Here is a 22,325-nt window from a genome sequence, read left to right as displayed (position 1 = left end):
TTTATATATTCACCATGGATACCATTAAAATTCCTTCCCCTACTTTAACATGAGCCGTGCCTTTCCACTCATTACTTACGCCAATAGGGAAGGTATTTTTTATAGTTGCCTCTTTCAACTCATAAGCAGTACCTGTGACGGTCACATTTTTACATTCATCGGTCATGGCCAGCACCGATAACGCACAATCTTCTCGTGGCTCAATAATCAGTTCTCCATGATTAATAAAATAAGTATCTGTATCTTGATTTACCATGCGCACAACCGCGCCACGACTAGCTGCATACATAGCAGCTTGCACATTGCCCATTAAATGATCAAACCGACCACCAAAAGCGCAGTATAAGGTTAGATCTAAATATTCATTATCTAATGCATAGCGAATGGCTGCCATCGTATCTGTGTCATCTTTAGCAGTAGGTAAATCAAGAGTGGGAATCCCCTCTGTAACAGCCCCATGGTAAGAGTCGAAATCACCAACCATCAAGTTTGGTTCCAAATTATATTCTTTTAAATAGGCATAGCCTCTATCGCAAGCAATAATAAAATCAGCTGCATCAATCCCGTCTAAGGTAGAAAATAAGCCCCCTAATACAATGGCACAATGTTTTTTCATAGCTGGTCTCCTAAGTATACACTATATATGATTTACTATACACTAAATGCCGTAAGAATGAAATAGATACCCCTAAAAGAGTCTTATTATTTATTAACTCGTAGTTAAACTTTTTCATAAACTAAAAAGGACTGTAACTTAAATGAAAGATAAGATCCTCATTTTATTACAGCCCTCTTTAAAGGAATTTTTATGCTCTTCTATTAACCTTTATGCGCTAATTTATAGTCAATACTGAAACGACCTGGCCCAGTAATAAGCAACATAATAGCACCAAACATCATTTGCGATGGATAATCCCATGCAAAGAAGCCATTACCTAATGCCAAAATAGTCGCCACAAATAAAGTACCAATGATTAGCAAAGAACCTAATCGCGTTGCTAAGCCTAATAGAACTAATAAACCACCAAGCAATTCAGCAGTAGCCGCCATAGCGCCTAATACTAAGTAACCACCAGTAATGCCAAAGATACCTAGCATACTGCCTACGCCATACAAGGACTGTTCCCCGCCAGCAAATTTCAAATACCCATGGGCCATCATAGATAAGCCAAATACGATACGATAGAATAATAGGCCATTATCCTGATAGCGGAATAAATTTTTCAATAAAATGTTCATGATTCACAACTCTCTTTCAAACTTCATATACTACACAATCACAATCTATAATGATGAGTTTCTAACTAGTAACTCTCTTGATTACAAGTATATTATATAGTGAATAAGTTGTAATGTCAATAACTACATTTAAAATTTTCTATTTATTTTTAATAGACATTCTCATAATAAATAGAAAAATAGGCATATGAATGTATCATACGCCTACTATCCTAATCTGCTTGATTATCTTGTTCAATTTGAGCTTCTGCATCAGCAATAATAGAAGCCAAGGTAATACTTTGTAATTCACGCTCTAATGCACTTTGAATCTGCTCTAACCGATGATCAAGTACATCGTGAATATGATTGCCTACGGGACAATCTTTAGCAGGGTTTTCGTGGAAACTAAATAACTGTCCATTATCCAAAGATTCTACAGCATTAAAAATATCTAATAGTGTAATCTCTGATGGACATTTAGCAATCTTAATACCAGAACTGCCCTGTCGGGAATCCACAAGACCATGAGCTTTCAACATGAGCACTATATTCCGAATAATAACAGGATTTACATTAATACTACCGGCTAAAAATTTACTAGTTACTTTATAATTTTTCTCAGCAATAGCGATACAGGTAAAAATATGAACCGCTATTGTAAAACGACTGGATATTTGCATACCAATGCCTCCCTTAATTCATGTAGAGTAATACAAACTAATGTATATATTTCTATAATTACACGATACGTCAAACTATGTCATATATAGTTTGCTATATTGTATGATTACTATACACCCTTGTAATATTTAATATTACATTTTTAGTATATCATGAATTAATAAAATTTACCATAGCGGTTCAAATTTGCACAGTTATTTGGACTTAATTTACTAATTTATACAAATATTTAAACTTAATTTATTAATTACATACTCAGTCATTTAGACTTAGCTAATTTGTAACCTATTTGTAACTTATTTGCCAACTACACTAATCCGTTGCTGCATATGATTACCTGTTTCAATTTCATCAACCATAGCTACCGCATAATCAGCATAGCTAACAACACTTTCACCACGTTCATTAAGGGTAAATTCTTCACCACCTAATATATATTCACCTGTCCGTTTGCCTTCTGGATCAAAAACAGCTGCAGGACTTACGAACGTCCATTTTACATCATTACGTTTACGAAGTGCCACTAATTCATCCGTCTGAGCTTTAGCTAGTGGATAATATTCCTTTGGAAATTCTGGCGTATCTAATAATTGCAAAGTATGTTCTTTATTTACATACAAGCTACCAGCACCACCAACTACTAATAAACGAGTCTGCGTATTGGCCACTGCATCAGCTAAATGCATTAAAGATTTTGTATGTAAATCTAATGTATCAGGTGCAAATGTACCAAATGCATCGACTACCGCATCAAAACCAGCTAAATCATCAGCTGTAATATCAAAAATATCCTTTTTTACAAATTGTTTAGCTTCCGATTTATTTTCACTACGATCAAAACCAGTTACCTCAAATCCACGACGAAGTGCTTCGGCAACAACTAAACGACCAACTTTACCATTAGAGCTAACAACTGCAATTTTCATAATATAACCTCCTGTACCTTACAGACTTAATAAAATGTTTCAAATGATCTCACAACTAATATGTCCCCTAAATATGGAGTAGTTCTCATGAGCAACTAGTCCTATACTTAAGTTCAACTTGTAATATTTTTTATTACATGATTATTTTAGCTCTTTTTAGTTGTAATGTCAACACTTACATTATTTTAGTTTAAAAAAATGTAACAATATAAAAACGACTCCTACACACAAAGTTGTTAGGAGCCGTCATATCTATATCTATATCTATATCTATATCTATATCTAATTTTACATTATTCAGCTGTTGTATTAGCTTTTCGCATCCGTTTCACAATCAACGTAGCCACCACAACTAACACTACACCAGCAATTTCAATCAATCGTTCATAGCCAGTAATGTATGGTTTTAACAATGGTTCTGCCGTTACCATTTCACTCGCTACCCAAGCTAGTAAACTACCACCAGCCCAGAGGATAATAGGGTATTTATTAATGATGCGGGCCAATAAACGAGAGCCGTATATAAGCAAGGGCACGGTAATTAACATCCCCACTACGACAAGTTCAAGGTGACCTTTAGCAGCCCCTACTACACCAATTACATTATCAATACTCATCATTGCATCGGCTACAATAATCGTAATAATAGCCCCTCGTAAGGAATCTTTACTTTCAATATTGGCATTGTCATCATCACCAATAAGTAGATGAAAGGCAATCCAAAGCAAGACAAGACCACCTATGAAATGAAGCCCAGGAATATACTCTAAGGCTTCCACCAAAATAGTAGCAAAGATTAAACGCATAGCAATGGCCCCAAAGGTGCCCCACATAATAGCCTTTTCACGTAATTTAGGTTCTAGCTTACTAACTGCCATACCAATGACTACAGCATTATCCCCGGCAAGCAAAATATCTACTACAATAATTTTGCCAATCATAATCCATGTGCTTAATTCTAAAAATTCCATATATACCGCCATTTCTGCAATTATTCACTAATTACGTATAACACTTGTTTAATCGCTCTCTACACTTAATAAATCTAACCAAAACGACCTATTATCTTTATACCTTATACTGCCTAATACAGACAATTGCACTTATGTATTATTCTATATAATACACCCAGTTATCCTTACGAGGGCTAGCTTTGGGCTCGCTACCTTTCACATAGCCCAAGACACAATGACCAATGCCTTCGTACTCACCTTCAATGCCTAAGGATTTTAATAAAGCCTGCCCTTCAAAGGATTCAAATTCTTCTTTAGCACGATGAATCCAGCAACTACCTAAGCCTAACGCATGAGCAGCCAACATTAAATTTCCCATCACTAACGAACCATCATACACATGAGTAGGTCGTTCTTTAGCGGCTAACACAATCAAAACTACTGGGGCGCCATAAAATGGATCCATATCGGTGCCCATAATTTGCGCATTCCGTTTAGCTAATTGGTCGCGTAATTCCTTATTGGTTACGGCTACAATAATAGGCGATTGTTTCCCCATACCAGTAGCTGCATAAGTTCCTGCGTGTATCACTTTTTCAATTAATTCTTTTGGCACAGCATCTGGTTTAAAACTACGAATACTGCGTCTCGTTTCAATCAACTGCAACATATCATCTGCATTAGCCATATGACTCTCTCCTATTCTATAAATTCTCTATTGTAAAAACTTGCGCTTTAGTTTTACAATAAACTAAAGTACATCTCTTACCATATTTCTCTTTTAATTTTATCACAAATTATCTATAGAAAGTAAAAAAATCTAACGATTTTATCAACAAGGTGACTGATAACATGAAAAAAACAGAAAAACGCCGCCAACAACTACTAATGATGTTGAGCCACAGTTTAGCGCCCATTACTGGCGAAAGTTTGGCCCAAACCTTTAATGTAACAAGACAAATTATTGTCAACGATATAGCATCTTTACGAGCTGATGGATATCCGATTGCCTCTACCGTAAAAGGTTATGAAATTCGTAATACGCCAACTCAGGGTATTTTACGGACTATCACTTGCCAACATAGTTCTGAGGATATTCGCATAGAATTAGAAACAATCCTTCGATTCGGTGGTATTATCCATAATGTAGCCGTTACACACGATGTGTACGGGGAATTAACCGCCCCTCTCCCCATCCATACAATAGCCGATATAGATACCTTTCTAATAAAACAGAAAGTATCAACCAGTGGCTTATTATCAAAATTAAATAACGGCTTACATACACATCTTATTGAAGCCAATACCTTAGAAGATATGGACGCTATTATTAAAGCACTCAAGGAATTACATATGCTAACTTCCGTTAACGAATAATATACACACCCTTACCTCAACAAAATTAGCCCTTGCTATCTGCAAGGGCTTGTTGTATATTAAAAACTATACACTTAACCAATCTGTATAGTTTTTAAATTAACTTGATTTAAGGGGATGAATTCATGATTATTGATGAACTAAATACGATGAAACCAAATCGATTTCATTACAAATTACTACTCATTGCTGGCCTTGGTTGGGCTTTTGATGCTATGGACACGGGGATTATCTCTTTTATCATGCCTGTTCTAACTAAGGAGTGGCAACTTACAAGTACGGAAATCGGTATGCTTGGCAGCGTTGGACTCTTAGGAATGGCTATTGGGGCCGTTTTAGCCGGCGCCCTCGCTGATCACATAGGTCGCAAAAAGATTATTACTTGGACCATGTTACTCTATGGCCTTGCTACAGCCTTATCCGCCTTAGCTCCTAATTATGACTTTCTCTTAGTCTGTCGCTGGCTAGTAGGCTTAGGTCTTGGTGGTGAACTCCCTGTTGTAGCCACTTTAATTACAGAATACTCACCGCAGACCTCTAGGGGACGTTTCATGGTCATGCTAGAAAGTTTTTGGGCCATTGGTTGGCTATTAGCCGCCCTCATTGCCTATCTAGTAATTCCGCTATATGGTTGGCGAATTGGTCTCGCCGTAGGGGCCTTACCAGCCCTTTATACAGGCGTCATTCGTGCTCACATGCCTGAATCTTTACGATATCTAATCAAACACCGTCAATTAGATACCTTAAACGAAACGATTGCTCAACTAGAAGTGGCTACTGGCGTTTCACTGACCCGTTGTACACCTCAAGATTTAATAGCCTTAAACAACCAGCCTCTAAGTTCAGGTCTTCATACTTTATGGAGCAAACAATATGCACTGCGTACAGCCATGCTTTGGATTACCTGGTTTGGCATTATCTTTAGCTACTATGGCATCTTCATGTGGCTTCCTTCTTTAATCTATCAACAAGGTTTCACCATCGTCAAATCCTTTGAGTACCTTTTAATCATGACCGTTGCTCAATTTCCAGGTTACCTTTCAGCAGCCTATCTCGTCGATAAAATAGGTCGGCGCTACACCTTATCACTTTACTTACTCTGCAGTGGGCTTAGTAGTTATTTCTTTGGCCATGCTACCTCTGAAACGATGTTATTAACGGCTGGTATTTTCATGTCATTCTTCAATTTAGGCGCTTGGGGCGTTATTTATACTTACACGCCTGAGCTATATCCTACTGAAATTCGTGGTCTTGGCTCCGGTTGGGCGGCCGGCATAGGCCGTATCGGCGGTATTATTGCACCTATCTTAGTAGGGTTCCTATTATCCCAACAATTGCATATGGATTCAACATTCTACCTATTCGCCTCGGTTTTCATTATTATCTCCCTCGTAGTACTCTGTTTTGGTAAAGAAAGTAAACAACAAGCATTAGAAGCTATTAAATAAGCCATTATTACGAATATAACTTAATATTCCACTTTATCTTTTAAAAAAGTACCATTTCGAAGTTCGGCAAACGCTTGCTGTACTTCTTCTTGTGTATTCATAACAATAGGGCCGGCCCAAGCTGCTGGCTCCTTAAGGGCTTTAGAACTGATATATAAAACTTGTCCTGCCCTATCGCCCATAGTTATAGTGACTTCTGTACCAGCCGTTAATTTAACGGCTGTTTTTTCTTCAATTAATTCACCATTTACATATACATCACCGAGTAATGTAAACAGCATCACCGAATCCTCTTCTTTTGAATCAATTGTAAGACTAGCCTTAGCCTCTAAATGTACATCATAATAATCTAATGGCAAATGTTCGCCACGATAGCCTTGATGACCTTTATATTGACCTGCCAATAAACGAAGCTTGCCCCCTTCAACAAGGATTTCTTCAATATCTTCTTTTTTTATGGAATGATAACTTGGTTTACTCATCTTTTCAGCTTTTGGTAGGTTTAACCACAATTGAACCCCTAGTAAACGCTCTGCGGCCGGTACCATTTCTTCATGTAAAATACCGGAACCCGAATTCATCCATTGTACTTCTCCGTCAGAAATGCCTTCTTCATTACCTAGGCTATCCCGATGTACCATCTTACCTCTTGAAACATAGCTAATTGTTTCAATCCCACGATGTGGATGCATAGGAAACCCAGCTGTATAATCCTCAGGATTGGTACTATCAAAAGAATCTAACATTAAAATAGGATCAAATTCTTCAATCGTACTATTCCCCAAAACACGCACTAAGCTGACGCCAGCCCCATCTTGCGTTCTGAACCCTTTTACTTTTGTTTTTATTTTACGTTCCATATTTAAGTACCTCACTTTAAATAATTACATAGTATCTTTTTTGCTAACGTTGCTACTATAACAAATAATCTGATACTTATTTTTAGATGTTAGTGCCAATTTATTTTAGCCTTTCACCAATTATATCTAATTAGATATAATTGGTGTAGCTATATTATAATACATCTTTTAATCTATGTAAATAGAGACTTGTAATGATTACTAAGTAACCATTACAAGCCTCTTATCGCCTAACTTCTTCTTATATCCTTATATTTTTATCATAGGCAAGCTCTATGTTACGACGCTATCATATGCCCTTAATCTATTATATTATTCAGTTTCTTCCGCTTCTTTCATAACACGTTGCAAGGCTGCTACAATTTGTTCATAAGGCTGAGCTCCTGAAAATACATATTTATCATTAAGTACAAAAAATGGTACACTCTGTACATTATTTTGCTGTGCTGCTAATAAATCCTTCTGTACCTCTATTTCATACTCAGTCGAAGTAAGTACATTAATTGCTTCTTGTGAAGGTAAACCAACTTCCTTAACTGCATTTAATAGTACTTTATAATCAGCGATAGAATCATTATCTTCAAAATACACTTTATAAAGTCTAGTAATTAAACGACTTACAGTTTCTTTGTCTCCTATTGATTGCGCCCATTTAATAAGTCGATGCGCTGACATTGTATTAGTAGGGATAGCCCCAGATGGGTTTAATTGCAAGCCATCTACTGCCCCCATTTCTTCTATTTGTGTAAACATCCCTTGAGCTTGCTCCCTTGAAATAGCATGACTTAATGCCAATTGATCCAACATACTTGCGTTCGTCTTCAAAGGCGCCTGTGGATTCAATTGAAATGCTTTCATTTCTAAATCATTAGAATCTAAACCTACTGTTTCCATAGCTTTTTTCATACGAGTAGCCCCAATATAACAATAAGGGCATGCAATATCTGACCAATATTTTACACTAATTTTTTGTTTTTCCATATCTTTTACATCCTTCATCACATTAAAAACGCTTCACTATATCTGACAATAATTTATAAGAATATACCTGTTTCTGCGTATCATAAATTAGACTATTCGCCATAATTTCTTCAAATGTCACGCGTTGTTGTAGCTCCTTTAATTGTTTAAATGCCGTTTCAGGGCTACCAATTAAAGACACCGAAGCCATTTGGCGAACAATCGCCTGTTCTCGGAACGCTAAATCTTCGGCTCTAAAGGAAATCGGTCCAAAATGAGGCGCTGTTCGAGCCGCCACATAATTATCCCAAATTTCACTTTCTGAATTAACTGGTGGTTGTAACCCTTTACGACTATTAGTAACGACACCTAAAAAACTCTGGGTCTGTGTAGTCGCTAAACGGCTGGCCTCCTCATCAGTATCTGCCAAGATAGCATTAAGTCCCAAAATTACATATGGCTTTGCAAGAGTCTTCGACGGTTTAAAACGCTCTCTATAAATAGCCACAGCCTCTTCCATCATAGCAGGCGCAAAATGTGCGGCAAACGAATAAGGAAGGCCTAAATCCGCCGCTAAATACGCACTATCAGTGCTAGAACCTAAAATGTAAAAAGGTACATCAATGCCGGCTGCCGGATACGCATGGACTGGATTTGTATCGTTAAAATAACCTGTTAACTCTTCTAACTCACTAGCGAAATCAGTATATAAATTTTGAGTACGGCGCAATGCGCGTGCAGTCACCTGATCCGTACCTGGCGCTCGGCCAAGGCCTAAATCTACACGCTTAGGGTACAATGTTTCAAGTGTACCATACTGTTCAGCTACTATATACGGACTGTGGTTCGGTAGCATAACTCCACCAGAACCTACGCGAATAGAGGTTGTGTTCGCTAACGTATGTTGAATCAACAACTGCGTAGCACTACTACCAATATTCTTCATATTGTGATGCTCAGCAATCCAATATCGCTCATAGCCAAAACGTTCAACCTCTTTTGCCAATTCAATCATATCGTGAAATGCTTCATTATGCGTTTGCCCTTCACGCAAGGGAACTAAATTTAAAACGGATACTTTCATTATTGCCTCCTATTTAGGTTGTATCTAAGCTCCCATGTATACCTTTCATACCATAACTAATCATATATTATATCAAATCTATATTTCGAGATTTGTCTATATACATGATACTCGCAATCTAATAATATGTCAATTGAAGAAGTTATAAAAAATACTTAATAAAAAAACAGTAATGTCTGTTCAACCAGCACATTACTGTTTTTTATTACACCCTAAACTGGATTCGTCCAACTTATCGCTCTTTTGTCCAATCGCACTACGAATTTGGACGAAAGAGTATATAGTTGGACGAATAGATACACTTATTAATTATCTCTAGTTAAATAAACTGTACTTTTACCCTTACCACGCTTTTCAATAATACCTTCTTCTGTCAAACGCTTCAATGCCGCTAATATTGACGAGCGACCTGCCGTTGGACAATTGATTATAACATCAGCACTCGAAAATAAGCCTATTTGCTGTACTACATATTGCTTAACAATATCATAAGCTGTACTCTTAGCGCCCGCTGTAGCGACCAGACCTACTCGCTCTTCAAACTCAATATAACACCGCAAAATAATTTGTAACATATATCGTATAAAAGGCGTAGCATCATTTTGTCCCTCATGCCAGCCTACATCAATATTAGCTAATACTTCATAATAAGTGTCTTTAGTCTGCTCAATGGCCTTCTCTATACTTATATATTTACCTACATCATATCCATTTTGGTGAAGTAATAACAAAGTCAACAAACGACTCATTCGACCATTGCCATCGTTAAATGGATGAATACAAAGGAAATCACTAATAAATACAGGTATTAGTATCAGTGGATCAATATACTCTTTTCTTATAACTTGATTATAGCAATTACAAATTTCATTGATAGCTTCTGGTGTTTCACTAGGTCCTATGGGGATAAATCTAACTACGCTAGAACCATCCTGACGAGTTTCCATAATATAATTTTGATTATTTTTAAAATGCCCCCCATATGACAAGCCACTGTATTTTAGTAAATCACGGTGTAATTGCAAAATAAATGAAGCTTTTATTGGAATATACTCATAATTCTCATGAATTGTATTTAATGCATCTCGATAGCCAATGATTTCACTTTCATCACGATTTCGTGGTACTGTTTTATCAGCCACTAATTGCTTCATGCGAGTACTTGTCGTTACAATACCTTCAATTTTATTTGATGCTTCCGTGCTTTGTATCCTTGCAATTTCTACTAAACGTTCAAGTTCTACAAGCTTTTGTCGAATAAATAATTCTTGTCGCCCCTTGTATTCATGAATTTTGGCTACTAAATTTAAAATATCATTCGCCCAATGTGTCTTAGCTAAATCGGCATAATTAAAAGTTCTCACCGCAGTCCTCCTCTCCTTTAACATTTTTTCGTCCAACTCATCCTTCTTTCGTCCAATTATACTACACTTTTGGATGAAAGGCTATATAATTGGACGAATACATGCCAAACTGAGGAATACATACAAAGGAAAACAACATAAGCTAAATCTAATATGTAACTAAATCTGGTATGCAACTAAATCTGGTATGCAACTAAATCTAGTATGCAACTAAATCAACTCAATCAATGAAATAGATTAGGCAAATAAGTCATTTAAACTTTCTGACATAGTAGGATGCGTATAGATAAAATCACGTAACACTTGATAATCTAAATTCTGATCAATAGCCAGTTTAATCATATTAATGATTTCATAAGATTCAGCGCAGAATAACTGTGCCCCCAGAATCTTATTATTCGTATCAATTAACGCTTTCAAAACACCGTCTGTTTTACGAAGCACTTTAGCTTTGGGAATAGCATTCGCTGACAAAGTAACTACGCGATAGGTTAAGTCCTGTTCTTTTGCCTCCCTTTCATTAAGTCCAACCCGTGAAAATGGTGGATCAATAAATACGGAATAGGCAAACGCACCACGATTATTAATAGTTCGTTCCCTCGTTCCTTGCATATCCTCTAAAATAATACGACTATCATCTAGTGAAATATAGGTAAATTGTAACTTGCCACATACATCACCAGCAGCCCAAATATTAGGCACATTCGTCCGCAAATGTTCATCCGTTTCAATAGCCCCTCGTTTAGTCACCGTAATCCCCGCTTTTTCAACAGCTAACTCATCTGTATTAGGACGGCGACCCGTAGCGATTAAAATAGACTCTGCCCCTAAACTATGTTGACTATCACCGATTGTGTAGTGCAACGTCCCCTCTTTGATTTCCGTAGTCTTGGCCCCGGTAATAATTTCTATCCCCTTAGCTTCTAATACAGAGCGAATATTAGCTACTATGTCTTCATCCTCACGAGGTAAGAAAATATCACCATCTTGTACGACCGTTACTTTACTGCCAAAATTGGCATACAATGCAGCAAATTCAAGCCCTATATAGCCACCGCCTAAAATTATTAACGTTTCAGGAAGATCTGTCAATGCCATCAAAGTTTCAGACGTATATACTTTGGAACTTTCACCCAAGCCTTTAATATCCGGAATCACTGGCGTTGACCCCGTATTAATAATAAATTGCTTACCTTCTAAGGTGATGTCCCCAGTAGCAGTTTTAATACTAATATGCGTAGCATCAACAAATGTAGCCACACCATCAATAATATCGGCACCAGCCTGTGCCACTTTATCATAATTAGCTTTACGCAACGCCCCTGTTAACGCCGCTTTTTCTGCAATCACCTGTTTATAATACGCTGCTTTTGCTGAAAAGTCAGTGTTAGGGGCCATAGCCGCATCTGTTACCAATCGCTTGGAAGGAATACAGCCTACATTAATACATGTACCCCCATACATCTGTGCATTTTTTTCAATTAATGCTACCGCCTTCCCTTGTTTAGCTAATTTACCGGCTAACGTTTTACCAGCTTTACCAAAACCAATTACAATGACATCATACGTTTTCATACAAAGCCTCCTACCCATTATTTCTCAGATCAGATTTGCCCATAGTTAAATTTGTCCATAGTTAGCCAACACGTCCTCGGTGGATACAATGGTGGCAAATTCATCATGCAAGGTAGCAATGGTAATATCTTGAATTTCTTGAGCCGTATAAGTCCTACCTTTGTGATCAGTCAATGCAAAAGACGCGGTTGCATCTTCTACTAAATAAACGGTATAGCCATAATTACCAGCCATACGCGTTGTCGTCGATACACAATGAGGCGTAGAAATACCTGCTATTACTAGCGTAGTTACCCCTTCTGCATCTAGTAAGTCTTTTAAATGAGTCCCAATGAAAGCACTATTTACATATTTTGAAATAATAGGTTCTCCTTCATTAGGTACCACAACCTCTTGAAAGGCAAAGCCTTCTTTTGCAAAATAAAATCTAGATGCCTGTTGTTCACTACGATGATTAACATGGATAATTAAGTCCTTATTGTCTCTGAAACGAGCCAATAATTTACCAGCATTAACTTCGGCCTCTTCATTATTCCGAGGCCCCCAAGAGCCATCACGAAAAGTCTTTTGAATGTCGATTAACAATAATGCTTTTCTCATAGTTTACTCCTTAATCTCCAATATATTAACTAAAACCATAGTGCCTTTCTTATGATTTGTGCTTTAATATTTCATTCAATATATTCTTTATGATCTTATTATAGCAAAAAGGGCAAGATATATGATAAGAGAAACTAAAATAAATAGCCTGCAAAAAGCACTCTCTTCGTTAATGGCTACGGAAAATCCCGATAGCTACCACCTGCCAAGAGAGTGCTTTTATATTATATCCTTACTATGTTACAAACAAAGTCAAAACTTATTTAAATTTAGAATTTTTATTTAACACTTATTTCTGACGAACGACACGTACCCGTTCTACGGTTGGGTTACCATCTTTATCCGTATGAACCGTATCCACAGTAAACCGTTCTAATTCAGGGGCAAATTCCGTAAGAATCTTATCAGATAATGTAGCACCTTCTAACATAGCACGATACAACATAGCTGCAAATTCATAACGCGTCATAGGACGATTACCGTCATAAGTGCCATCAGGATAGCCTTTTATCATGCCATTACCAGCAAGCGTGGCTACATATTCATAGGCCCAATGGTTCTGAGGAACATCTGGGAAGAGTTGAAGTTTAGACGTATCAATTTTACGGCCTGCATTAGAATCAAGCATAGCTGACTTCATAGCTTCCATTTCACGACGCATATCCTTAAGTTCTTTAGCCATGGCTACACGAGTTGTAGAAATATTGTTTCCTTGACCAAATTTAAGCGATATACCAGCATTAAACATATTATCGCCATTGCCTAATGTTCCTCCTACACTGAACATAGTATCTTCATTTGGACGATAGAAGGCACCTAAGGCCATAGCACTTTCACCACGATAGTTACCATAACCAGCTACAAAATCCCATTTATCATCTGGGTCAAAATCGAGTGGATGAAGAGCTGCCAAAGCGGCAGAACCAGCGCCCACTTTATCAATACGATTCCCCAACTGGTTCACTTTATTCCCCAAATTATTAATAGCTACACTGTTATTGGTCACTTGCTGATTAACACTCTTAAGTTGTTCTTCTGTAGCAGCACGGCCAACAGTCGCAAAATCTTCAGCATCTAAAGTGGTATTTGTTAAACCAGTAATATCTCCCTTATCGCCATTCACCACGATATTGCCAACTTGACCAACACCGGTAGTACCATTAAGATTAATTTTCTTACCTTCTTCAGTGCCTATATTCAATGAGCCTTCTTTACCATTAACTACTACCTGTGTGTTACCTGTACCAAGGGTAATTTTATCATTAAGACCAAAGGATAATTTATTTTGATCTTTGTTAATGATAATATTCTGATTACCATCGCCATCTTTAGCGCCTGAGAAATCCACAGTGTTATTGTTACCTACAGCCGTTTTATCTGCATCATTAACCGATATATTCCAGCCCTGATAAGCGCTACCTTTAATATCTGTTATATCTGACATAACTAATTTCAATTGCTCTTCCGTAGCGGCCCGGCCAACAGTAGCAAAATCATCAGCATCTAACGTTTTATTCGTTAAACCCGTAATATCCCCTTTAGCGCCATCAATATTAATTATTCCTACCGTTGCAGAACCAGCTTGCCCATCAAGAACTATGTTAGTATTGCCACTGCCAACTTGCACAGTTGCCTTAGTACCATCAATAGCTACTTTAGTATCACCAGCACCTACATTAACGCTGCTATTTAAATCAAACGCCAAATTAGTACCATCTTGAGTTACAACGATATTCTGATGATTATCTGCATCTTTAACTCCAGAGAAATCAACTTTATCATTACTTGATACGGCTACGCCAGTAGTACCCTCAGCTGAAACAGTCCATCCTTTATAAGCACTATTATTTATGTTAGTAATCGCCGCACTAAGTTGCTCTTCTGTAGCGGCTCGACCTTTCTTAGCAAAATCTTCGGTATCTAACGTTTTATTAGTTAAACCTGTAATATCGCCTGCGGTGCCATCAATTTTAATTGGATGATTCCCTTCTTTTGTTTCGCCAATAGTAATAGTATCTTTTAACTTAATATTATAATCGGTGATGTTTGTTTTAGAATCTTCTTTCGGCGTTAAAATGAAGTTATTGTCTACACTAACACTGGCATTTTTCGCATTAACTGTGTATACTTTCTTGCCATCATCACCATCGCTTGGAACAACCGATGCAATATTTGTACCGGCTTCAACTCTACCGCCTGCGGCTGCAATTTGAGCATTCAAATCATTAGTTAGCTGGTAAATCTGACTACCATTAATGGCATCATAGGAGTCGGCTGAAATACGACCTTTAGATACATTGATAATACGGCGAGGATTATATTCTTCACCAACTGAAACAACTCCGTATTCTCCGTCTGCTGAGGAAATATTCCATTTTTTATTATAATATGAGCCTAGTGATGATTTAAATGCATCTAGCTTCGTAGTAGTAAACATATCATCGGCTTTTACTTTACTACTGTGTCCTAGGGCAACGCTAAAATTAGTACCAGCTTCAATGTTTGTGCCATAACCAAGAGCGGTTGCTCCTGTACTATTCACCGTAGCCTGGGAGCCAACGAGTGTAGCCATCTGGATATTATCACCTATAGTTGATTTGTAACCACCAATAAATGAATAATCACTTCCTGTACCAATGGCTGATTCTGCACCTAAGATTGAACTATTTCCACTTTTGGTACTAGCTTTGTATCCAACCAAGGAGGAAAGATTTGACCGTTCAGCAATTTCTGCACCACTTCCTAAGGCAATACTATAACCTGTTTTAACCTTAGTAAGATTGCCTAATGCCACAGAATTACTAACATTACCAGCTTGCGTTACCGTTTCAGCACTAGAACCAATGGCAATATTATTCCCCCCTTTAATATGGGAATTAGCCCCCATAGCAATACCACCACCGGACCAAGAATCTACAATAGCTTTAACCCCCACTGCCACACTACCATTAGCATAACTACCAATATTCGCATCTGGACCAACTGCAGTAGCATTTTCAACACTACTTGCCAATTTAGATTGATAGCCAATAGCAATTGAATATCTGCTTTCCGGCTTGCCAACTTCACCAATCTGAGCATCATTACCAATAGCCAAACTCGAACGTCCTGTTACTTCGGCACTATAACCAAGCGCTGTACCATACCATGTATCATCAGAAATAGAGGAATAGGAACCTACTACAACACCATGAGGTGCATTCTTACCAATTTTTGCTTTCCCACCAATCACAATTGATTGGTCAGATGTATCGCCAAGTTCTACATTATGCCCCATAGCAATCCCCCAATCTACATTTGTTCCAATTTTAGAATATGTATACTGAGAATTACTAGAGCCAATCAAGATATTATTAGCTGAGTCATCTGCAATCGTAGCATTAGCACCAATAACTACACTAACACCAGCTGAACTCCATTTATCACCCATCTTAGCATTTTTACCAATAACAACACTATATGGTGACTGATTACTTGCCGAATCACCGATTACAACAGAACCATTACTACCTACCAAATTTGACTTACTTGACGCAAGTTCTGGGAACACCCCATTTTTTGCGTTATTGCCGATTACAACAGAATTATCCGATTTTTTTCCAAACTCCATGCCACTACCAATAGCAACAGAGTCCTTAATATAATCTGTTACCTTATTTTTATTGCCTATAAAAATGGTGCTATTGATTTCTTCGGCTGATGTATTATTACTACCTAAGATAAGGGAGTTACTTGCATCATAATACTTATCATTGGTATATATCTTATTATTATTACCAATGACCCAAGAGCTTCTTAAATTCTTAATTTCATTGCCATCACCAATAACATAATCACTACCAGTCCCAGAACCTAATGTGTTCTTATCACCAGTAATATCATTGGAACTTGTAGTTACCGTATTACCATCGCCAATAATGTCATTGGTGCTGCCATTAACTGTGTTTCCATCACCTATCACCGTATTAGTTTTAGCACTAGTGCCTATTGTATTTTCTGTATTAATATAAGCCGTGAAATTATCATTTGTATCGCCAGCTGTTGTCCAATGGTCATTAGTAGCGGCTTCTGCTAAGCCCCCTGCACTAGCAGTCAAAGCTAACACCGCTAGAACCGTAGCCATTTTCCTCGTAGCACTGCGTCCAGAATGCTTAGTACAGCTATGGACCAGCTCTGATACAACTACAAAACGATGTTTTACCTTACTCCAAATAACATTATAAATCCCATTCATGATGCATGTCTCCTTTCTTGGTTAGCTACTGACATGATTTTTACGTTTCTGGGTATTTTATATAAATTCTATTTAAAATAGTAAGCATCATATGATAATTACAGTTTGATTAAAGATAGATATCCGCTCTATTTTCCTTCAGTATATCACACTAAATTTCATAAATCTATCATAATTAATCATACCATTCTAACCTTAATTCTACATTTCAAGTGGCTATATCATAAATTTAATAGATAATACATCAAAATTTCATAAATTTTTGCACTCTAGTCATCTATGATTTACTTCATATAAATTTCATTTAATTATAAAGCATTAAATTCAAGATAAAATTTTAGAATCATAGACTATTACAATCTTTTTAATGTAATTAACAACAGGCATAAAAATTTCTCTTTTATTCACTATAAAATTCCTTTTTCAATAGAATAGTAGTAATTTTATATGCCTATTTTTTGTGCCAAAAATTAAATAACGTATATAAAAAGAACACCTCCAATAAAAATGGAAGTGTTCTACTTGTTTATTATAGTTATTTCCTACTAATTAGACTTCGTCACATCACCAAAATGCGATACCACAATCTCATCTAGTTGTTCTGCAATACTTTCAAAAGGGAGATTTAAATCTAATGTACTAACACGTATCTGATTGCCATGCATCTGATATGTATTATTAGGCTGTATACTCTCTTCTGTCTTTGCATATAATATTAATCCTGAAACGGTATGCTCTGTATCACCGAATTCATAGTCTTTATTTTTAACATAAGTAAAAATTTGATACAGATTATTTGAGTAAAGCGTATGTGTATCATACTGAACTTGCGTCACATGTCCATAGTATTTAGCATCAATAATCAAAACAATATTATTTTTCTGCAAGTAAATATCACTCTGCATAACAGGTAACATCGCCCTAATACCATCGTCTACAGACCATGGTATCTGTGAAGAGGTTACTTTTAATGTCGGATAATGTCTCTTATAATATTCCAAAATAAACTTTTCATAAAGTCTACACATACGTTGTTCATCAATGAAGCTTGCCAGTCGATATTCACCGGAAACAGTGGTAAGTAACATACCTTCAAGTATCAATTGACAAATGCTAAGCAACATTCTGTAAGTATGATTATTGCGTTGAAATCGTATTAATGACCATTTTATTAATTTAGAATCTAAAATATCTACATTAGAGAAAAATAACATCTTCTTTTTAAGGTCCTCTTTATAATTAGATTGAACCTTAGCATTTTTTAACAATAGGACAACCGTTGTTTTAATAATTTGATTTAAGATATTATTTTCTGATAACTCATCAAATTCACACATTAATAAACGTTCATGTGCCAATCGATTTTTTATAGTTCCCCCTATATTAATCTTGCCACGCATCACAGAGAGGTTCTCTTCTGAATTTATATACTCCCTATATAAGCCCTGTTTCAACTGTATCCCAATTCCTTTTGCAAGAATAGCGGCCAAAAGATTATACATCTCATCAAACGATTCTATCGCTACATCACGATAATTTTCTTGATTCAGTGTCTGAAAAGCATACGATAACATATGATATATGTTATTAATTAATATATTTTTCCCCTTTATCATTTAAATACACCATGCAACTTCTCTTCCCAACGTTGTAACTTTTCCAATTCGTCAAACCAATACTCACTTAACATAGGCAAAATATCAAAATCTACAATATCTTGCATCCATTCTTCAGAACAATCACTGGCATTGCAAAAATAACTATGGCCAATACAAAATCCTTTACCAAGAGACTTATCTGCCATTATCTCTTGATTGAGTTCTTTAATTTGACCTATTAACTTATTAAATCTATCATTCGCTAATTGTTGCTGGTATTTAAGAAACCCCTCTGAATCAAATCCAGGTTCCATATTGAAAAAACTAAATCGTCGCCTTAACGCGTAATCAATCATAGCTAAACTTCTATCCGCTGTATTCATCATACCAATAATGTGTACTCTTTCGGGAACCGTAAAACTCATACCATTATAAGCAAGTGTTACCTGTTTACCTCGATAATCTGATTCTATTGACATAAGAAGTTCACCAAAAATTTTGCTCATATTTCCACGATTTATTTCATCAATAATAAAAAAATAATCTTGGTCTGGATGGTTGGCTGCTCGTTGACAAAATCTATAAAAAATTCCATATTTGAGTGCAAAACCATCTTCTACTGGTCTATACCCCATCATAAAGTCTTCATACGAATAGTTCTGATGAAACTGAACAAATTCAATACGATTATCATCTACTTCGCCCATGAGTGAGTAAGCTAACCGCTTAGCTGTAAAAGTCTTACCCACGCCCGGTGCGCCTTGCAAAATAATATTCTTTTTCTTTTTTAATATCCCTACTAACCGATTATACTCATTTTCATTCATATAAACATCGTTTAAAAAATTTTGTTTTGTATATGTCTCTTTGCCTTCCATATTAGATACAGTTTTTTCTTGAGTAATTTCTTTTGTATATAACTTTATATGGGTAAGATCTATCTTCTTAAGAGCTTCAGCAAGTTCATCCCTTAATTTCCATACAAAGGAACCTTCCTCATCTTTTTTTGCTTCTTTGCCAACATAAAGTACAGGCCACCACTTAATCTTCCCATTATCTCGCAATACTACTGGACAATTAGTCTTATGGTAAATTCTTTTAGCTAGCGAAGACGAACCTAAGTTGTAAAAATTTGCACTTTCGCCGTATTTGAGTGCTAACTGTAAACAGGTTGACTTTCCACCCGAATCAACCATCCGCTTCATTATCTCAAGACTACTTTTTGTAAAGATTTCTCGATTATGTAATAACTTTTCCCAATCAGCAACACTTAGACCAGGCGTATACTCTTTAGGTTCCCATTCTTCTAAAGAAGTATTCGTCTTATTGTGATGTAAATATCGACTAATAAAAAAGCCCACATCAATAGTTAATGTTTTTAGTGCAAAATCTGAATAACAATCTCCTGTAATATGAGATGCAAGAGTAGCCCTTAATTCTTCATCTTTTTTCAACTCTTCACAGATTTCATTATATAGAGCAAAGAAATTGCGAATATTATCCTCATAAGCACTTCTCTTAAAGCTGTAATCACATTCAAGTTCATTTGAAACAGCCTTAACTTCGCTAAACTTATAAATATAGTATTTATCAGGATACCGAAGCCAAAGATACGTACTAATCGCATTTTCGTTCTGATAATGTTGTGCTGCGTCATTTCTATACGTTTCAAGCAATATATTTGATTGCTGTTTAAAATTATCAATTCGTCGATATACGTCCTTAGTTTCATCAAACAACTCACTGAACATAGAGCGTACTTTTTCAGGAACTATATCAGCAAACTCAATAATCATATTACCAGGGAAGTTATTTCTAGATGTCAACAAATTACCGGTTTTAGAAAGTGATCTTTTAAGCATAGTAGCAAAATCATCAGCATTAATGTACCAATTATCTTGAAACTGTTTTACAGCTTCCCATTTATACTTTTCATTCACCCAACGATTCTGTACAAACTGATTCTTATATTCACTGATTGCCTTCTTTAAACGTTTTTTGTTAAACATCTATTTTCACCATCTTTAAACCCTACCCCTATATAAATTCTAAAATACCTAAGACTATACTTGAACTTCCTAATAATATAAGTCCCATAAGTACAAGTAAGTTTTCTATATTCTTTTCTACTTTATATCGTTTCACATATTGGGGAATCATTAACACTAACCCCAATCCAAATAGCAAAAAAATAATTCCTTTTAGCATTATAGTACCTCAATATAATTTCTAATCTTAGTCCACATTTGCTATCATTCATAAACATATTATTCTACTCATTCATGCTGAAAGCAAAGCTTTTCTATTCTTTTACATTGTATAGTAAAGTAACTACCTCACACTGGAATTTATCGATGTTCTTCTATCCAATTCCCGATATAATCCTCTGCCTCTCTTGCCATTTTTTCCTGTTCAATAGACTTACTTGTAATTTTGAGAGTCTCATATTCTGGATTATTTTCTTCAATAAATCCATGTTTAGAGCCTTCATATGTTTTTACAATTGTTTCTACCCCATTGGCTGCTAATGATTTTTGATAAATTAAGGAGTCCTCACTAATAGGAGCCTTATCAGCTAAGATAAATAACGAGGGACTCATATTTTTTCTAAACAATTCATCTTGAGCTAAATAAGTGTCATTTACCTCTTTAATAAATCCCTAACAGATGATTTGTCCTGCAATATCTACATTATCTTGTTTTAAAATCAATGTAGATGCCATCGCATGATCCCCACCTGCAGAATATCCCAAAATAAATATTTTATCTGTATCAATATTATATTCTGATGCATTTTCAACAAAATATTTAACTACATCAACTATTTCCCTTGTTCCATATGCAATATCATAACCATCTTTGGCTAATTTATAATTTACTGTTACAACATTGACATTCCATTTTCTTTTAATCCTATCACTTTGACTATCTAGCGTATCAGCATCTCCAGCAATAAATGCTCCACCATGTAAATTTATAACTAAGGGCGTTGGATATTATCATCATAAAAATATGCATTAACATCCACCTTTTCTTTACCCGTTCTTGGCACATAAAAATGCCTTCCAATCAATTGCTCATCTGATTTAATCATAAGCTCCTGTTGCTTCTTTTGTTGCTTTGCATTATGAGATAACAATATAACAAAGACACCAATTATTATCAGAAACGCTACCCCTAGCCATTTTAAAATATTTAATATTTTTTCATAACCATTCCCACAAATTCTTCTAGTTTTTCAAACTTCTTTCTCAGTTTTTTCTTTATCTTATTATACAATATTTTATAAAGCCCATAAATCACAAAAAAAGTCTCCTAAATAAAAAAAGGTTCTATAATTTATTTTAGGGCGCTAAAGAGAAACGCAAGTTGCGTGTCCTCTTGGCGCCTACTTTTTTTGTACAAAAAAAAGACATATTGAATAAAATCCGTTACAATAAAAGC

At 36.0% G+C, this 22,325-nt stretch carries 19 protein-coding genes; 2 read left to right on the top strand and 17 right to left on the bottom strand.

The window, feature by feature from the left end; all coding sequences use genetic code 11:
- Position 1 precedes the first annotated feature (1 nt).
- From VER_RS04510 to VER_RS04485, 6 genes are all read right to left on the bottom strand, one after another.
- Entirely contained in the window at positions 2 to 616 is a 615-nt protein-coding gene (locus VER_RS04510) for a thiamine diphosphokinase (RefSeq protein ID WP_162099686.1), read from the bottom strand.
- A 203-nt stretch (positions 617 to 819) separates the two neighbouring features.
- Positions 820 to 1,239, bottom strand: a complete 420-nt coding sequence (locus tag VER_RS04505) for a DoxX family protein (RefSeq protein ID WP_162099685.1) — start codon at positions 1,237 to 1,239, stop codon at positions 820 to 822.
- Between the two features lie 212 nt (positions 1,240 to 1,451).
- Positions 1,452 to 1,901, bottom strand: coding sequence for an Rrf2 family transcriptional regulator (locus VER_RS04500; protein ID WP_162099684.1), 450 nt, complete (start codon positions 1,899 to 1,901; stop codon positions 1,452 to 1,454).
- Positions 1,902 to 2,198: 297 nt separating this feature from the next.
- Positions 2,199 to 2,828: an NAD(P)-dependent oxidoreductase gene (locus VER_RS04495; RefSeq protein ID WP_162099683.1), complete on the bottom strand. Its 630-nt coding sequence runs from the start codon at positions 2,826 to 2,828 to the stop codon at positions 2,199 to 2,201.
- Between the two features lie 293 nt (positions 2,829 to 3,121).
- Positions 3,122 to 3,799 (bottom strand): TerC family protein, encoded by a 678-nt coding sequence (locus VER_RS04490; RefSeq protein WP_162099682.1) that lies wholly within the window; start codon positions 3,797 to 3,799, stop codon positions 3,122 to 3,124.
- Positions 3,800 to 3,938: 139 nt separating this feature from the next.
- Positions 3,939 to 4,469: a nitroreductase gene (locus VER_RS04485; RefSeq protein ID WP_162099681.1), complete on the bottom strand. Its 531-nt coding sequence runs from the start codon at positions 4,467 to 4,469 to the stop codon at positions 3,939 to 3,941.
- Positions 4,470 to 4,633: 164 nt separating this feature from the next.
- Between VER_RS04485 and VER_RS04480 the strand changes: the two genes are divergently transcribed.
- Positions 4,634 to 5,158, top strand: a complete 525-nt coding sequence (locus tag VER_RS04480; RefSeq protein WP_162099680.1) for a transcription repressor NadR — start codon at positions 4,634 to 4,636, stop codon at positions 5,156 to 5,158.
- A gap of 125 nt (positions 5,159 to 5,283) precedes the next feature.
- Complete coding sequence (locus VER_RS04475) at positions 5,284 to 6,606, top strand: MFS transporter (RefSeq protein ID WP_162099679.1); 1,323 nt, start codon at positions 5,284 to 5,286, stop codon at positions 6,604 to 6,606.
- Between the two features lie 20 nt (positions 6,607 to 6,626).
- Here the strand turns inward: VER_RS04475 and VER_RS04470 are convergent, their stop codons facing one another.
- From VER_RS04470 to VER_RS10520, 11 genes are all read right to left on the bottom strand, one after another.
- Entirely contained in the window at positions 6,627 to 7,466 is an 840-nt protein-coding gene (locus VER_RS04470) for a pirin family protein (RefSeq protein WP_162099678.1), read from the bottom strand.
- Positions 7,467 to 7,778: 312 nt separating this feature from the next.
- Positions 7,779 to 8,447 (bottom strand): DsbA family protein, encoded by a 669-nt coding sequence (locus tag VER_RS04465; RefSeq protein ID WP_202922122.1) that lies wholly within the window; start codon positions 8,445 to 8,447, stop codon positions 7,779 to 7,781.
- Positions 8,448 to 8,469: 22 nt separating this feature from the next.
- A complete protein-coding gene (locus VER_RS04460) occupies positions 8,470 to 9,510 on the bottom strand; it encodes an LLM class flavin-dependent oxidoreductase (RefSeq protein WP_162099677.1) in 1,041 nt (346 codons plus the stop codon).
- A gap of 305 nt (positions 9,511 to 9,815) precedes the next feature.
- Positions 9,816 to 10,874 (bottom strand): Fic family protein, encoded by a 1,059-nt coding sequence (locus VER_RS04455; RefSeq protein WP_162099676.1) that lies wholly within the window; start codon positions 10,872 to 10,874, stop codon positions 9,816 to 9,818.
- 237 nt (positions 10,875 to 11,111) lie between these two features.
- Positions 11,112 to 12,449: an FAD-dependent oxidoreductase gene (locus VER_RS04450; RefSeq protein ID WP_162099675.1), complete on the bottom strand. Its 1,338-nt coding sequence runs from the start codon at positions 12,447 to 12,449 to the stop codon at positions 11,112 to 11,114.
- A gap of 45 nt (positions 12,450 to 12,494) precedes the next feature.
- Entirely contained in the window at positions 12,495 to 13,049 is a 555-nt protein-coding gene (locus tag VER_RS04445) for a cysteine hydrolase family protein (RefSeq protein WP_162099674.1), read from the bottom strand.
- Between the two features lie 289 nt (positions 13,050 to 13,338).
- Positions 13,339 to 17,283, bottom strand: a complete 3,945-nt coding sequence (locus VER_RS04440; protein WP_162099673.1) for an S-layer homology domain-containing protein — start codon at positions 17,281 to 17,283, stop codon at positions 13,339 to 13,341.
- 545 nt (positions 17,284 to 17,828) lie between these two features.
- Positions 17,829 to 18,899, bottom strand: a complete 1,071-nt coding sequence (gene mcrC / locus VER_RS04435; RefSeq protein ID WP_162099672.1) for a 5-methylcytosine-specific restriction endonuclease system specificity protein McrC — start codon at positions 18,897 to 18,899, stop codon at positions 17,829 to 17,831.
- Positions 18,896 to 20,890, bottom strand: coding sequence for an AAA family ATPase (locus tag VER_RS04430; RefSeq protein WP_162099671.1), 1,995 nt, complete (start codon positions 20,888 to 20,890; stop codon positions 18,896 to 18,898). Before VER_RS04430 ends, mcrC begins: the two co-directional genes overlap by 4 nt.
- Positions 20,891 to 21,229: 339 nt before the next feature.
- Complete coding sequence (locus tag VER_RS04425) at positions 21,230 to 21,481, bottom strand: hypothetical protein (protein ID WP_162099670.1); 252 nt, start codon at positions 21,479 to 21,481, stop codon at positions 21,230 to 21,232.
- Positions 21,482 to 21,541: 60 nt separating this feature from the next.
- Positions 21,542 to 21,859: an alpha/beta hydrolase gene (locus VER_RS10520; RefSeq protein ID WP_370456467.1), complete on the bottom strand. Its 318-nt coding sequence runs from the start codon at positions 21,857 to 21,859 to the stop codon at positions 21,542 to 21,544.
- Positions 21,860 to 22,325: the final 466 nt, after the last annotated feature.

Source organism: Veillonella sp. R32, assembly GCF_010093125.1.
In the GTDB taxonomy this organism is placed as follows: Bacteria; Bacillota; Negativicutes; order Veillonellales; family Veillonellaceae; genus Veillonella_A.
Note: the sequence above shows the minus strand (reverse complement) of the source record. Positions and strands in the feature narration are given on the sequence as shown.

Excerpts from the sequence above, each read along its gene's own strand:
- VER_RS04505 (WP_162099685.1), bottom strand. The coding sequence starts at position 1,239 with ATGAACATTTTATTGAAAAATTTATTCCGCTATCAGGATAATGGCCTA.
- VER_RS04495 (WP_162099683.1), bottom strand. The coding sequence starts at position 2,828 with ATGAAAATTGCAGTTGTTAGCTCTAATGGTAAAGTTGGTCGTTTAGTT.
- VER_RS04480 (WP_162099680.1), top strand. The coding sequence starts at position 4,634 with ATGAAAAAAACAGAAAAACGCCGCCAACAACTACTAATGATGTTGAGC.
- VER_RS04460 (WP_162099677.1), bottom strand. The coding sequence starts at position 9,510 with ATGAAAGTATCCGTTTTAAATTTAGTTCCCTTGCGTGAAGGGCAAACG.
- VER_RS04440 (WP_162099673.1), bottom strand. The coding sequence starts at position 17,283 with ATGAATGGGATTTATAATGTTATTTGGAGTAAGGTAAAACATCGTTTT.
- VER_RS04470 (WP_162099678.1), bottom strand. The coding sequence starts at position 7,466 with ATGGAACGTAAAATAAAAACAAAAGTAAAAGGGTTCAGAACGCAAGAT.
- VER_RS04430 (WP_162099671.1), bottom strand. The coding sequence starts at position 20,890 with ATGTTTAACAAAAAACGTTTAAAGAAGGCAATCAGTGAATATAAGAAT.
- VER_RS04450 (WP_162099675.1), bottom strand. The coding sequence starts at position 12,449 with ATGAAAACGTATGATGTCATTGTAATTGGTTTTGGTAAAGCTGGTAAA.
- VER_RS04445 (WP_162099674.1), bottom strand. The coding sequence starts at position 13,049 with ATGAGAAAAGCATTATTGTTAATCGACATTCAAAAGACTTTTCGTGAT.
- VER_RS04510 (WP_162099686.1), bottom strand. The coding sequence starts at position 616 with ATGAAAAAACATTGTGCCATTGTATTAGGGGGCTTATTTTCTACCTTA.
- VER_RS04490 (WP_162099682.1), bottom strand. The coding sequence starts at position 3,799 with ATGGAATTTTTAGAATTAAGCACATGGATTATGATTGGCAAAATTATT.
- VER_RS04475 (WP_162099679.1), top strand. The coding sequence starts at position 5,284 with ATGATTATTGATGAACTAAATACGATGAAACCAAATCGATTTCATTAC.
- mcrC (WP_162099672.1), bottom strand. The coding sequence starts at position 18,899 with ATGATAAAGGGGAAAAATATATTAATTAATAACATATATCATATGTTA.
- VER_RS04500 (WP_162099684.1), bottom strand. The coding sequence starts at position 1,901 with ATGCAAATATCCAGTCGTTTTACAATAGCGGTTCATATTTTTACCTGT.
- VER_RS04425 (WP_162099670.1), bottom strand. The coding sequence starts at position 21,481 with ATGAGTCCCTCGTTATTTATCTTAGCTGATAAGGCTCCTATTAGTGAG.
- VER_RS04465 (WP_202922122.1), bottom strand. The coding sequence starts at position 8,447 with ATGGAAAAACAAAAAATTAGTGTAAAATATTGGTCAGATATTGCATGC.
- VER_RS04485 (WP_162099681.1), bottom strand. The coding sequence starts at position 4,469 with ATGGCTAATGCAGATGATATGTTGCAGTTGATTGAAACGAGACGCAGT.